The organism is Cystobacter fuscus (genome assembly GCF_002305875.1).
GTDB classification, from domain to species: Bacteria; Myxococcota; Myxococcia; order Myxococcales; family Myxococcaceae; genus Cystobacter; species Cystobacter fuscus_A.
On sequence record NZ_CP022098.1, the window covers coordinates 11,828,591 to 11,841,788 of the forward strand.

The following is a 13,198-nucleotide window of genomic DNA, read 5'->3' on the forward strand; positions in this document are numbered from 1 at the left end:
TCAGGCCACGCGCTGGCGCGAGGACTCGGGCAGGTGCTCGACCCCGGCGGCATGACGTGCCGCCGACCGCCACATGGCCGCCGTGTAGTCCACCACCGAGGCGCTCGCCGTCAGGCCCACCGCCACCACCAGCAGCGGGACGAGCACCGGAACCACCAGCACGGCGAGCAGCACACCGAGCTGGAGCGTCGTCACCACCTTGCCCAGCATCCGCGCCTGGAACTTCACCGGCCTGAGCCTGGGCACCACCCGGGCCACGAGGAAGCCCAGCCCCGTCGCCACGTCGCGCACCACGAGCACGAAGAACGCCACCAACGACAGCCGACCCTCCAGCACGTACGTCAGCAGCGCCACCATCACGAAGCCGCGATCCGCGAGCGGATCGATGAGTGCGCCCCAATATGACTCCAGGTGCTTGCGCCGGGCGATCCACCCGTCCAGGAAGTCCGACAGGGCCGCGGCCACCACCAGCCCCACGCGCACGAGCGACGCCTCCCACAGCACGAAAGCGGCCGCCAGCGGCAGGCGACACAGCGAGAAGGTGTTGAGGAGCACGAGGCTCGTCCGGCGACGCATACCCCAAATTAGGAACGCCGCCCGTTCATCGCATGAGGGCTCGCCAAGGCACCCCACGAGGGCAAGGCACGTCCGGCCGCCCTCCAACGAGGCGTCTCGAGCGGCCGGTTTTTCGCTAGTCCACACATCACGGCTCCACGCGCCGCGCTTCTTATCGACTACCCGATAGAGCCACTCATTCCCGGGGGAAACCCGCGCCCGCCCACATGACCGGACGGAGATTGCACGCCCGCTGTGCTCAACCCAGGAGCGAGACCCCAGCGCCGAGGCCCTGCTCCAGGGCAAGCCCGCCACGCCGGAGAACTCCCTTCTGGCCGCTCGATGGCACGCTCACCGTCAGCAGCGCCACCGCGGCTCCTCCGGCATGAGAAAGGCGAAACCCCGACGCGGGGGGTCCAACCTGGGGGCTTGACGACCAATAAGCGTTGGCTTATTTGTTGGGCATGCAGAGCGCGGCCGAGCTGGAGAACAAGATCTTCCATGCGTTGGCGGACCCCAGCCGTCGGGCGATCTTCGAGTCGCTCACGCGTGGCGAGGCAACGGTGAAGGACCTCACGGCGCGTTTCGACATCTCGCAGCCGGCGGTCTCGCAGCACCTCGCCACTTTGAAAGACGCCGGTCTGGTGAACGGCCGGCGCGAGGGGCGCTGCGTCTACTACCGGGTGGAGCCACACGGGATGAAGCCACTCATCGACTGGATCTCACACTACCGCGCCTTCTGGACGGAGCGCGTGGACCGCCTCGAACAACTGCTCGAGAAAATGGACCAATGAACCCCACCGACAAGACCGCCCCATCACAAACCGCGTCCATCTCATTCGAGTTCGATTTGCATCATCCGCCGGAGAAGGTGTGGCGAGCGCTGACCATCCCCGAGCTGCTCAACGAGTGGCTTCTACCCATCGTCGAGCTCAAGCTCGAACCGGGGACCGCATTCGCCTTCAAGGCGCAGCCGCAACCCGGCTGGGACGGGACCGTGAACTGCCGGTTCCTCGAGATCGAAAAGCACAAGAAACTCAGCTACGCGTGGGTCGTCGGCGACTTCCTCGACACCGTCGTGACCTTCACCCTGACGCCCACGGCGTCGGGCACCCGGTTGTTCCTGGAGCAGTCGGGCTTCAGGCCTGACCAGAAGCAGAACTTCGGCGGTGCGCGCTACGGCTGGAAGATGATGGGCGGGAAGCTCGTCGACCTGCTCGCGAGGCTCTCATGAACTGGAACAAATTGATTCGAGAAACCCATCGTTGGCTGTCCATTGCCTTCACGGTGGCCGTCATTGCCAACATCGTCGCCATGCTCACCCAGAAGCCCGGCTCGGAGGCGGCGGGACAATCTCAGTCCGCCATGCTGGTGGGCATGCTGGCGCTGCTCCCACTCATCGTGCTCCTGTTCACCGGTCTGTATTTGTTCGCGCTGCCGTATGTGACCAGGTGGCGCAGGGTCGACGCACCGGCGATCAGGAACGATTAGCACCCACGAGCGCACCTGGAGTGAAGGCGATGTCCGGCAAGACGACGAAGAAAACCGCGGCGAGGAAGACGACCGCGAACGAGAAGACCGCGACGGTCGCGAAGAAGCCCGCCGCCAGGCGTGTCGCCAAGAAGGCGGCAAAGCCGAGCAAGGCTGCCGCCAGGTCATCAGACCCGATGAGCGCATCCGAGCGGATCGACCAGAAGATCGCGAGCCTGGGCGATTGGCGAGGGGAGCGGTTGGCCGAGATCCGCAAGCTCATCCACGAGGTCGACCCCGAGGTGGTCGAAGACTGGAAGTGGATGGGGACTCCCGTGTGGTCGCACGACGGGATGTACGTTCTCGCCAACCCTTTCAAGGGCAAGGTGAAGATGACGTTCTTCCACGGAGCCCAGCTCCCTGACCCCAAGAAGCTCTTCAACGCGGATCTCAAGGGAGGCAAGTGGCGGGCGATCGACCTCCGCGAGGGAGACAAGCTCGACACGACAGCACTCAAGGCGTTGCTGCGCGCAGCGGTGGATTACAACACCACGCACTCGGTGCCGAAGAGCAAGGGGTCGAGAGCGTAGAACGCGCACGAAGATTCCGCTTTCGGGCAATGGGCCGTGCGCGCGTCCTCAGCGCTTCGGCTTCGGGACGTGTTGATCAATCAGGATGGGGTTGCCATCGGGGTCGATGAGCATGAGGCTCGCGGGGCCAGTGGAGGACTCGTCGGCGGCGGAGACGAGGGTGATGCCGCGGGCCTGGAGGGTCTGCTGGAGCTCGCGGACGTCATCGAAGTCGGCGAGCGGATTGGCGTTGCGGTCCCAGCCGGGGTTGAAAGTCAGGATGTTCTTGTCGAACATGCCTTGGAAAAGGCCGATGGTGCTGGTCTCGTTCTGCATGATGAGCCAGTTCTGGGCCTGGTCACCGCCGATGGCACGGAAGCCGAGCTTCTCGTAGAACGCGCGGGAGACGGCGATGTCCTTGACGGCGAGGCTGACTGAAAAGTTGCCGAGGTGCATGGATGCGGCTCCCGTGGGCGGGGTGGTGGCGGGTTGGCGAAGAGGCGCTGCCGCACAGCCGCTCAGGGTGAGGACAACCAGTACGCTGCTGAGGATGCGAGGCATGGGGTGCTCCAGGGCTGCCGAGTGCGGCCTCCGCTCGGCAGGGTAACTGATTTCAGCTCAACGCCGGAGCTTGGGCTCCGCCTTGGAGCACCTGGAACGATTCACGGCCCCTTGGCCTTGACCGCCTTGGCCGCCGCGTCCTGCTGCTCCTTCAGGCCCACCTCGAAGGCGGCCTTCAGCCTGGCGATGAAGCCCTGGTAACCCGCCGGGTCGATGAACGGGTTGGGACGTGCGCCCGCCGCCAGCTTCACGCGCTTGCCGGACAGGTCGAAGAACTCCGGATGGGGGGCGAGGAAGACATCGACCTTCAGCCGGGCGGCCTTCTCGAAGGTGGAGCGGTAATCGCCGACGATGCCCTCGTACTGCGGCCGCTCCACCAGCCGGTTGGCCGCGATGGTGGCCGAGCAGAAGACGAGCCCCGGATGGGTCTTTCCCCCGTCCTTCACCTCGAAACCCCACGAGGTGCAGCCGCGCGAGTGCCCGGGCGTCAGGTGGGCCGTGAAGGTGCGACCGCCAAGCTTCAACTGGTAGCCATCCTGGATGGCGCGGTCGACCTTCACCTTGGGCACGGTCGCGCCCTCGTCCTCGTTGCCCAGGTAGAAGCCGCCCTCGAGCGCCGACTGGTCGCGCTCGCTCGCGATCAGCGTGGCGCCAGTGTCCTTCTTCAACTGAGCGAGGCCCCCCGAGTGGTCGAAGTGCGCGTGGCTGTTGAGCAGGTACTTGATGTCCGAGAGCTTGAAGCCGAGCTTCTGGATGTTGGCCTCGATGAGCGGGGCGGACTCCGGCAGCGCGCCGTCGAGCAGGATGTGACCCTCCGGTGTCACGAAGAGGTAGGAGCCGAGGCCCTCGGTGCCGACGTAATAGATGTTGTCGATGATCCGGAACGGCTCGGTGGGCGTGTTCCAGTTCGACGGCCAGTCGCGCGCGGCCGGCGGGGTGGGGGCCGCCGACTGGGCGGACGAAGGCAGGGCGAGGACGAGGGCGAGGCTCGCGGCGGCGAGGTGGAGCGGTTTCATCGGACGTTCTCCCAAGGGATCTGGTCGCGCGAGCCTAGCCGGGCCCCGGGGAGAAGGGGCGAGCCAGAGAAGGTGTCCAGAGAAGGTGTCAAAGAACTCGTTCCGCCCCCCATCTGGTAACACCCACGTACAGGGGAAGACCGCCTACGAGTCGTCTGACACCTTTTTCGCTGCAATCCTCGGCTACTTGAGACCTCGCCACCACGGCGTAGGGCCATCGAGCTGCGACGGCTCGACGACCTGGCCAAGCCCCGGTGTGACGATCCGCAGGCTCTGTTCGGCCGCGAGACGCATGAGCGTCTCCGCGGGCTCGTCCCATGTGTGGAGCGCAAGATCGAAGGTGCCCCAGTGCACCGGCAGCAAGGTCCCGCCGCCCAGCATCTCAAACACCTTGAGCGCATTCTCGGGGCCCAAGTGGATGGCCTCAAAGCCCGGGTGGAACGCGCCGATCTCGAGCATGACGAGGTCGAACGGCCCGTACTTCGCTCCCGTCTCACGGAACTGCTCGCTGAGCCCCGTGTCCCCCGAGAAGAAGATCTTGTGTCGCTCCGACTGAATAACCCACGACGACCAGAGGGTCGTGTTCCGGTCGCCCAGGCTGCGACCGGAGAAGTGCTGGCATGGGGTCGCGGTGAAGCGCAGCCCTCGGACGTCGCACGCCTCGCCCCAGTCGAGCTCGTGAATGCGTTCGGGAGCAATGCCCAGCCGTTCGAGGTGTGATCCGACGCCGAGCGACGTGACGATCGGGATCGTTGGCATGCTCGCGAGCGCGGCGATCGTGCTCGCGCACAGGTGATCGTAGTGGTCGTGGGAGAGCAACACCACGTCCAACGTCGGCAGCTCCGCGAGTCCTGCCGGCACCGGGTGGAATCGCTTCGGACCCGCGAAGGAGAACGGCGACGCTCGATCGCCAAAGACCGGGTCGGTCAGGATCCGATGTCCGTCGATCTCGAGAAGAACGGTGCTATGGCCGAGCCACGTCGTGCGGAGCCCCGAGTTGATTGGACGACCCCATGTCTCGTGGGGGCGCATGGTCGGCAAGGGAGCCTTTGGTCGACGCTTCGCTCCCCCGAAGAGAAACTCAGGAAGCATGGGGAGCACGCTGCCCGCAGGCGCGCTCCACGCACCTGCGGGATTGCGAAAGACCTCTCCGTCGAACTGCCTCGACGCACGAACTCGTTCCAATCGAAGACCGTGAAACTTCACGCAGTGCCTCCCGCCACGCGCCCCGCGGCTTCGGCGCAGAGCCTCTCGCTCAGCGTCCACAGGTCGGCGGCGAGCTTCGCGTCCAGCGCCTGCTTCTGCGGGCGTGCAGGGCGCCGCTTCGAGACGTACTCGCCCTTGAGCGGCGTCGCCTCGGGCGAGGTCGCGAGCCAGATGAGGGAGTCCGCGCCTTGCTCCGGCGTGCTCGAGAACGGCTTCGCGAGAGTGTAGACAAGGTTCAACAGGAACCCTTGGTCGGACCCGAAGCCACCGAACTGCGTCCGTACCGTGCCCGGCTCGAAGCAGTTGGCGGCCGCCGTCGTCCCCTCCAGCCGCCGCTGGAGTTCCTTCGTGAAGAGCACGTTCGCGAGCTTCGAAGTCGCGTACGCACTCGGACCCGATCCCTCCAACGAGGTCGGCGTCTTTGCGAGGTCGAGCTTTCCGCGCGCCTGCATCCCACTTGACGTCGACACGACGCGCGCGCCGGGCGTCTTCTTGAGGAGGTCGAGCAGCGCAGTCGTGAGCTGGAAGTACGCGAGGTGGTTCAAGGCGAACGTCAGCTCGAACCCGTCAGGGCCCATCGTGGGCGTCTTGAAGGTGGCGCCTGCGTTGTTCACGAGGACATCGAGCCGGTCGTGCCTGGCCCTGAACTCCTCGGCGGCGCGCTTCACGTCCGCCATCCGCGATAGGTCGCAGAGGAGGAGGTCGATGTTCTGGTTCCCGCTGGCCGCCTTCAGCTCCGCGAGCACTTGCTCGGCCTTCTGCTTGCTGCGACCGACGATGGTCAACGTCGCGCCGCGCTTTGCGAACTCGGTGGCGGCGGCCTTGCCGATGCCGTCCGTCGCTCCCGTAATCAGGACCACTTTGCCTACGAGGTCTTGAGTCATGACTTGCTCCATTGGTGTTGCGGTGAAGGAAGCGTCTAGCCGCGCTGGGCAACGCGAAGCTCCCTGGAGGACGAGGAGAGACGGCGGCGCTCGTAGGCCCGGGCGAGCGCAGCGATAACGAGCGACGCGACCAGGAGTCCGGCCATGATCGGCCACGCGGCTGGTTGCATCTTCCCCGACGCGTCGAACATCTCGGCCCCGAGGTAGCTCACGAGGAGCAGCGGCGGCACGTAGCCGACGAGCGACCCCCAGAAGTGAGTCCAGAAGCGCACCTTCGACACGCCGAAGAAGGAGTGGAGCACCTGCGGCATCCAGAGGATCAGCCGCAGGAGCACAACGGTCTGGAAGGCGCTCCGCTCGAGCGCCTCGTCGTATTTTCGCAGCCGCGCGGGGATGCGCGCCGATACCCAGTCCCTCGCGACGAAGCGCGCGAACGAGAAGCCGACGACACTCGCCGACATCGTCCCGACCATCGAGAGCGCGAACGCGGTTTGCCACGGCCAGATGAGCGGCGCGGCGACGATGAAGATGCTCCCGGGGACGCCGAACGGCTGCAGCACCGTGTACGCGACGATGAACGCGAGATAGCCCCACGCGCCCATCTCGACGAGCGCCTGCGCCAGGGCCCTCGGCTCACCGACGCGCGCGAAGACGCCGAAAGACCAGGCGGCGGCGAGCATGATGAGCACCAGCCCGACGACACCGAGCTTCACGTTCCGTAGTGAGCGAGTCGTTGTACTCACGCGCCCACCCGGTTGATGTCGGCTGACTCGAGGATGAACCGGTCGGCGCGACCCTGAACGACACGCAGCATCGCTCGTCCGAGAATCTCAGAGGTGGTGAAGAGGAAAGGCATGAAGCGAACGAGCAACGGCGTGAGCAGGAAGAGCGGCTTCAGCAGCACGACGCCGAGTTGGTAGGCGCGTGTCTTGCTTCGGATGCCAGGGCCGGGGCGAATGAAGCCGGGGCGAACGGCGCCCGAGTGCGTGAACGGCATCGACTTCAGGGTGTCTTCGACGCGACGCCTGACGCGAGCCCACATGCCCGGACCACCAGCGCCACCCGCGGAGCAGTAGCAGAACGACAACTTCGGATTGAGCCGCAGCAGCGTGCGCGCCCAACTCAATGTGAGCTCCTCCGTGATTCGCGCGTAGGCGTCCTCATCGAGCCCGCTGGAGCTGATGCCGATGGCCCAGATGCACGCGTCGTAACCGACAAGCTGGTCCTCGACGGAGGCCACTTCGAAGAGGTCGGCCATCACCAACTCGCGGAGCTTCGGGTGCATTACGCCGGTCGGCGCACGAACGACGCTGAGTACTGCTTCGACGTCAGGAGCGGCGAGCGCTTCGCGGAGCGCACCTGCGCCGACCATACCGCTCGCGCCGAGGAACACGATCTTCATCGCGTCGCTCCCTCGAAGTTGATGGTCATGCCCGAGATGTGCTCGAGTTCGGCGAAGAGCGCTCGGCCCGCGGCCGGGTCCTCGGCAAACGGTGCTGGTTTCACCTCTGCGGGGTCGCCTCGCAGCTCCATGAAGCCCGTGGGCCCGAAGTAGCCGCCCGGCATCGGTGCCTCGAGCGTCGCTGCCATCAACGTCGGCTCAGCGCCTCGCGCAGCCGACTGAATCAGCGGGTAGATCGCGAAGCTCGCGAGCTTCATCGGAAGGGACGTCACGCCAGCGAGGTTGGTGTTCGCAGCGCCGGGATGGCAGCAGAGCGACAGCAACCGCTGACCAGCTCGTCGCTGCAGTTCCTTCGCGAAGAGAATGTTTGCGAGCTTGGTTTTCGCGTACGCCCGAATGGGCCGGTAGTCGTTGACCGAGTCGAGGTCCGTCAGCGGGACCGGGCTTGCCTTGTGTGTTCCCGACGCCACTGTGACGACGCGCGGAGCCTTCGAGCGGAGCAGCGCCGGTAGAAGTAGAGCTGTGAGCCGATACGGTCCGAGAACGTTGGTGGCGAACTGCAGCTCATGGCCATCGATGCTCACTTCACGCTTCGGCAAAGCCATGACGCCAGCGTTGTGAACGAGCACGTCGATCGGCTTGGCAAGAGCGAGCTGCGCGTCGGCGAACGCGCGAATCGACGTAGGGTCAGACAGGTCGAGTCGGGCAGTGCTCGCGTCGGCGTTGGGCACGATCGCGCGCAGCCGCTCGACGGACTCCTTGGCCTTGCCATCATTGCGCGCAGCGATGACGACCTCGGCGCCCGCCCTAGCGAGCACTACGGCAGCTTCCCAACCGATGCCGCTGTTGCCGCCGGTAATGATGGTCCGCCGACCTTTCTGCGAGGGAATCTGTGCGGGGTTCCACTTCGTGGTCATGAGCGCACCGCCTTCTTCCGTGTCTGTGGAGCGAAGCGCGCGGCGAGCACCTTCGTGCGCTGCTCGAGCACCTCGTTCGATGGTTCATCTGCGAGCAGTCCGTCGAGCGCGAGGAGGAAGACCTTGGCGCTCGCCTCGTCGCCGACGATGGCGGCCACGCACTCCAACGCGACCCTACGGTGGAGCGCCTCGCTCTCAGGATCGATTCGCTGGCACGCCTCGAGGAACTCAGCCCCCATCGGGGCACCGACCATCTCGGCCCAGGGCTCGAGGACCATCAGACGGCAGACGCTGAGCAACCGCTCGTAGGCCGTGCCTGCGCCGCTCGCCGCCTCCTTCGCGGCGGGGTGCCGAGAGACCAACCACTCCACGAAGACGGCCCGGTAGATGTCTTCCTTGTCCTTGAAGAGCCGGTAGAGCAGCGTGCGAGAGAGACCGGCACGCTTGGCAATGTCCTCGAAGGCCGTCTTCGCGAAACCGAAGTTGAGGAAGCACCATCGCGCGGCGGTCAGGACCCTCGCGCGCCGAGCGGCTGCCTCGTCGTCTGTCATCGTCGCTGGCATGGAGTCATTGTGACACCAGGAGCACTAACTGTCAAAATGCTCCGTATGCTCGAGGGCGTTCGGACGCTCGAGAGGCCACAGGCCATCGCCTTGAACGCCTTGCCCTCCTGGGGAAACCTCCTCCCGAGGCGAGGCGCGCGTTCCAGATGCTCGGGCCAGGAAGACTGCTTCCTCGCAGGCTGACCCTCACCTCCGCTGTCCTCGCGGAGTCCAACATGCGGCGCGCGTCACGGCTTCTTCCCGTCGTGATTCGTCAGCCCTGCCCACGCTGCCCGCTGTGCTCTGCCCACGTGCCCGCGTGCGTCACGGCGCGCAGCGTTCGCTCGGCCATCGGATCGGCGCCGTCGACGGCTTCGAGCGCCAGCACCGCCTCCTGGACGTCGGGCGCCAACATGAGCCCAGAGAAGGCAGAGAAGGTGTCAGAGAAGGTGTCAAAGAACTCGTTCCGCCCCCCATCTGGTAACACCCACGTACAGGGGAAGACCGCCTACGAGTCGTCTGACACCTTTTCTGGGACAGCTCGGGCGGCCCCTGTCGGCTTTGACTCCAGCCCTTGATGCGTATAGCTTTGTGGCCATGACCGAGCGAGCCCACCTGACCAGCTCCTATTATCCGCTGTCCTCATAGGGCGGCGCGTTCGGTTGTGACCAGATGAACATGCCGCCGCTTTCCGGCGGCATGGTTCGACAGCAGAGCTCCGGAAGGCGGCTTTCCCCTTCGGAGTTCTGAAAATGACGACCCCCTCGATCGCATCCGTCCAGCCCCGGTCCGCCTTCTTGCGGACGCTGACCGAGCGCGGTTTCCTGAACCAGTGCAGCGACCAGACCGCCCTCGACGCCGCCCTGCAACAGGGCGCGGTCCCCGCCTACATCGGCTTCGACGCGACGGCCGACAGCCTGCACGTTGGTCATCTGATGTCGATCATGACGCTGCGCTGGCTCCAGCGCACCGGGCACAAGCCCATCGTCCTGATTGGCGGTGGCACCACCCGGATCGGTGACCCGAGCTTCCGTGACAGCAGCCGCCCGATGCTCGACGACGCGCAGATCGCCGCCAACATGGAGGGCATCCGGCGGGTCTTCGCCAAATACCTGACCTTCGGCGACGGCCCGACCGACGCCGTGATGGTGAACAACGCCGACTGGCTGGACGAGCTGCGCTACATCCCCCTGCTGCGCGACGTCGGGCAGCATTTCACCGTCAACCGCATGTTGAGCTTCGATTCCGTCAAGCTGCGCCTCGACCGCGAGCAGCCGATGACCTTCCTGGAGTTCAATTACATGATCCTCCAGGCCTTCGACTTCGTGGAGCTGTCGCGGCGGCACGGCTGCCGGCTCCAGATGGGCGGGTCGGACCAGTGGGGCAATATCGTCAACGGCATCGAGCTGGGCCGCCGGATGGAGGGCCTCGACCTGTTCGGGCTGACCACCTCGCTGCTGACCACCGCGTCGGGCATCAAGATGGGCAAGACCGCGTCCGGCGCCGTCTGGCTCAACGCCGACCGGCTGAGCCCCTGGGACTTCTGGCAGTTCTGGCGCAACACCGAGGACGCGGACGTCGGCCGTTTCCTACGCCTCTTCACCGAACTGCCCCTGGAGGAGATCGCCCGCCTCGAAGCCCTGGAAGGCGCCGAGCTCAACGAAGCGAAGAAGGTCCTGGCGAACGAGGCGACCCGCCTATGTCATGGCGCGGAGGCTGCCACCGAGGCCGCGGAGACCGCCCGCCGCACTTTCGAGGAGGGCGCCTTCGGCGAGGGTCTGCACAGCGTGGCGGTCACGCGAGCGGACCTCGACGCTGGCCTGCGCCTCGTCGAACTGCTCGTGGAGGCGGGCCTCGCCGAGTCCAAGGGGGCCGCGAGGCGCCTGATCCGCGACTCCGGGGCGCGCGTGAACGGAACCGTGGTCGCGGACGAGGCGGCCCTGGTCACCGCCGCTGACCTGGACGGCGAAGGCCGCATCCGGCTCTCCGCCGGGCGAAAACGCCACGCCCTTGTCCGGTGCCGTTGACGGAAGCATAAGCGCCCGGCGGTCATCCCCCATCCGGACTCATTCGTGGTGGGGGCCTGAAGGGAAACGAGGAAGAAGAGGGAGGCCGACAAGGAGTGAACGAGACGGACAGTTTGGAATGTAGTCCCGTTCGCATTCGGCCTCCCTCCTCCGCCGTGGCCGGCAAGGGGTGAGTGAGACGGACAGTTTGGAATGTAGTCCCACTCGCATCCGGCCCTCGGCGTTCCTCAAAGCCCGGTGCTCTCGATGGACTCCACCCACCGACGGGCGTCCAACCCGCCTCGGGCGAAGTCCGACATCAGCTCGAACACCACATCCGAAAAACCTCCCACGTTGAGGATGTCCTCACGCTCCGGAGCCTGGGTCGTCCGGTAGGGCTGGAGATCGATGCACATCAGCCGTGCGTTCGGGTTGCGGCGCCGGAAGAGCTCCCACTGTCGCAGCGTCTCCGTCCCCGCCCCCGCTCGCGCGTCCACCCACGACTCGTTGTCCGACACGAAGATCACCAGCTCTCCCTTCGCCTGGCGCGCGTTCAGCCACGCCAGTGGCGCACTGCAGCTCGTCCCGCCACCACCCACCGCCGCCAGCCGCTGGGCGTTGGTCATGATGCTGTCGCGCGCGTGGAGCGTCAGCGGCACCACGTCATGGTCGAAGGGCACCACCTGCGTGCCCGGATTGCGGCGCAGCATGGCCGCCGCCAGCAGCGCGGCCACGTCCACGCAGCGCACCGCCGTCGTCGCTCCCTCGCGATGACCCGTCACCGGCGACTGCATGGAGCCCGAGACGTCCACGCAGACATAGGCCCGGCCGTCCACGCGCGGCACGTTCTCGATGGCCACCTCCATGGCTTCCTCCACCGCATCGCGCACCCGCGCGGGCACCTGGCGCCCCACCGCGCGCCACGTCGCCAGGAGCTGGTACGGGAACACCCGTGCCCGCCGCACCTCCGCTGGATCCGCCAGCCGCCGGGCGATCATCTTCTCCATGCCCGACTCGCCAAAGACGCCGTGCCGGGCGAAGGTGTTGAGGTTCATCCGCGTCATCTGCCAGGAGGCCCCCTGGGCGATGCGTACCCACGCCGCCGTCTTCAGGGGCAGGGAGGTGAGCAGTTGGAAGGGCACCTCCGGCACCTCGCGCGAGGAGGGGCGGACCTTGAAGTCCTCGTAGTGGGCCACCAGCTCCGGCAACGCCTCGCGCGCGTGGGGCCGGCCCAGCAGGTAGCCATAGAAGGCCTCGCGCCGGGCCGTCTTCGGCTTGGGGTGCACCATGCGGATGATGTCCGCCAACGAGGGGGACTGGCCCACCGAGTCACGAAAGAGCGTGTCCTCGTCGCGCGCGTCCAGCCACTCGCGCACCAGGCGCTTGGGGAGGCTACCCAGCGAGCGGCGAGCCACGAGCCCCGAGCGCATGATCTGCACGAAGGTGCGCAGCATGCGGCCGTTGTCGATGACACGCGGGAAGACGCGGGGCAACAGCTCGGGCCCGAGCACCGAGAGCACCGCGCACAGCAGCGCCGGGGTGTCCTTCATGTAGCCACGGTGGCGGCAGTAGAGGGCCGTGCGCGCCACGAACTCCGGTTCCACCTGGCCGCTCAGCGCGAGCAACTGGTCGAGCTGCACCTCGGCCGCGGCGTAGAAGGTGCCGTTGAGGCAACCGGTGGCCGCGTACTGGGCCAGCGCGTGCCGGGGCGTGAAGCTGAAGGCGGGAGCGCCCTCCTCGTTGAGGGCATCGGGCCGGGGCATCGCCGGGCCGCGAGTGGTCTGGAAGAGGGACAGGTTCGCCATGCCCCTGCCTTGAGCATCAGGCGTGCCATGTCATCCGCCAGGGGGCTCCTCCACGTAAACCCGCGTTTCGTCGGGGGCCTGCCTGACTGGGGTCGGGAGCCGCCCCGAACAGGCCTATCCCATGGGATAAAAACCTAGCCCGTCGAATAGAAAGGCTCCGGGCACAGGTCTCGGCTCACATCGAAGCAGGAAAGACGCCCGAGAGGACCCGCAGCCTCTCGCGTATGGCCATTGACTGCTCGGCGTACAAGGCGTTCTTCGGGTT

General features: G+C 66.4%; 15 protein-coding genes. 5 read left to right on the forward strand and 10 right to left on the reverse strand.

Going from position 1 to position 13,198, the window contains the following annotated elements:
- Complete coding sequence (locus CYFUS_RS47945) at nucleotides 1-576, reverse strand: CDP-alcohol phosphatidyltransferase family protein (protein WP_232537236.1); 576 nt, start codon at nucleotides 574-576, stop codon at nucleotides 1-3.
- Nucleotides 577-1,001: 425 nt separating this feature from the next.
- Between CYFUS_RS47945 and CYFUS_RS47950 the strand changes: the two genes are divergently transcribed.
- The 4 genes from CYFUS_RS47950 to CYFUS_RS47965 are packed head-to-tail and all read left to right on the forward strand — an operon-like array spanning nucleotide 1,002 to nucleotide 2,615.
- The gene (locus CYFUS_RS47950) at nucleotides 1,002-1,349 is read left to right on the forward strand and encodes an ArsR/SmtB family transcription factor (protein WP_232537237.1); all 348 of its coding nucleotides are present in this window, start codon (nucleotides 1,002-1,004) and stop codon (nucleotides 1,347-1,349) included.
- The gene (locus tag CYFUS_RS47955) at nucleotides 1,346-1,789 is read left to right on the forward strand and encodes an SRPBCC family protein (protein ID WP_095991334.1); all 444 of its coding nucleotides are present in this window, start codon (nucleotides 1,346-1,348) and stop codon (nucleotides 1,787-1,789) included. The genes CYFUS_RS47950 and CYFUS_RS47955 overlap by 4 nt, the downstream gene beginning before the upstream one ends.
- On the forward strand, nucleotides 1,786-2,046 hold the full coding sequence (locus CYFUS_RS47960) for a hypothetical protein (protein ID WP_095991335.1): 261 nt from the start codon (nucleotides 1,786-1,788) through the stop codon (nucleotides 2,044-2,046). The genes CYFUS_RS47955 and CYFUS_RS47960 overlap by 4 nt, the downstream gene beginning before the upstream one ends.
- Before the next feature lie 29 nt (nucleotides 2,047-2,075).
- Nucleotides 2,076-2,615 (forward strand): DUF1801 domain-containing protein, encoded by a 540-nt coding sequence (locus CYFUS_RS47965; protein WP_232537238.1) that lies wholly within the window; start codon nucleotides 2,076-2,078, stop codon nucleotides 2,613-2,615.
- Nucleotides 2,616-2,663: 48 nt separating this feature from the next.
- On the opposite strand, the gene CYFUS_RS47970 is transcribed toward CYFUS_RS47965, so the two are convergent.
- The 8 genes from CYFUS_RS47970 to CYFUS_RS48005 all read right to left on the reverse strand — a co-directional run bounded on the left by CYFUS_RS47970 (nucleotide 2,664) and on the right by CYFUS_RS48005 (nucleotide 9,143).
- Complete coding sequence (locus CYFUS_RS47970) at nucleotides 2,664-3,050, reverse strand: VOC family protein (RefSeq protein WP_095991337.1); 387 nt, start codon at nucleotides 3,048-3,050, stop codon at nucleotides 2,664-2,666.
- A gap of 206 nt (nucleotides 3,051-3,256) precedes the next feature.
- Nucleotides 3,257-4,171: a subclass B3 metallo-beta-lactamase gene (bla, locus tag CYFUS_RS47975; protein WP_095991338.1), complete on the reverse strand. Its 915-nt coding sequence runs from the start codon at nucleotides 4,169-4,171 to the stop codon at nucleotides 3,257-3,259.
- Between the two features lie 183 nt (nucleotides 4,172-4,354).
- Nucleotides 4,355-5,203, reverse strand: a complete 849-nt coding sequence (locus CYFUS_RS47980) for an MBL fold metallo-hydrolase (RefSeq protein ID WP_232537239.1) — start codon at nucleotides 5,201-5,203, stop codon at nucleotides 4,355-4,357.
- A 170-nt stretch (nucleotides 5,204-5,373) separates the two neighbouring features.
- On the reverse strand, nucleotides 5,374-6,261 hold the full coding sequence (locus CYFUS_RS47985; protein WP_095991340.1) for an SDR family oxidoreductase: 888 nt from the start codon (nucleotides 6,259-6,261) through the stop codon (nucleotides 5,374-5,376).
- Nucleotides 6,262-6,296: 35 nt separating this feature from the next.
- A complete protein-coding gene (locus CYFUS_RS47990; protein WP_232537240.1) occupies nucleotides 6,297-6,974 on the reverse strand; it encodes a TVP38/TMEM64 family protein in 678 nt (225 codons plus the stop codon).
- 26 nt (nucleotides 6,975-7,000) lie between these two features.
- A complete protein-coding gene (locus CYFUS_RS47995) occupies nucleotides 7,001-7,663 on the reverse strand; it encodes an NAD(P)H-binding protein (protein ID WP_095991342.1) in 663 nt (220 codons plus the stop codon).
- Nucleotides 7,660-8,580: an SDR family NAD(P)-dependent oxidoreductase gene (locus CYFUS_RS48000; RefSeq protein WP_095991343.1), complete on the reverse strand. Its 921-nt coding sequence runs from the start codon at nucleotides 8,578-8,580 to the stop codon at nucleotides 7,660-7,662. Before CYFUS_RS48000 ends, CYFUS_RS47995 begins: the two co-directional genes overlap by 4 nt.
- Nucleotides 8,577-9,143, reverse strand: coding sequence for a TetR/AcrR family transcriptional regulator (locus CYFUS_RS48005; protein ID WP_198316383.1), 567 nt, complete (start codon nucleotides 9,141-9,143; stop codon nucleotides 8,577-8,579). The genes CYFUS_RS48000 and CYFUS_RS48005 overlap by 4 nt, the downstream gene beginning before the upstream one ends.
- Nucleotides 9,144-9,874: 731 nt before the next feature.
- Here CYFUS_RS48005 and tyrS point away from each other — a divergent pair.
- Nucleotides 9,875-11,149 (forward strand): tyrosine--tRNA ligase, encoded by a 1,275-nt coding sequence (gene tyrS, locus CYFUS_RS48015; RefSeq protein ID WP_095991345.1) that lies wholly within the window; start codon nucleotides 9,875-9,877, stop codon nucleotides 11,147-11,149.
- 227 nt (nucleotides 11,150-11,376) lie between these two features.
- Here tyrS and CYFUS_RS48020 read toward each other — a convergent pair whose 3' ends face one another.
- Nucleotides 11,377-12,933 carry a TROVE domain-containing protein gene (locus CYFUS_RS48020; protein WP_095991346.1) on the reverse strand — a complete coding sequence of 519 codons (1,557 nt, stop codon included), beginning with the start codon at nucleotides 12,931-12,933 and terminating at the stop codon, nucleotides 11,377-11,379.
- Nucleotides 12,934-13,198 lie beyond the last annotated feature (265 nt).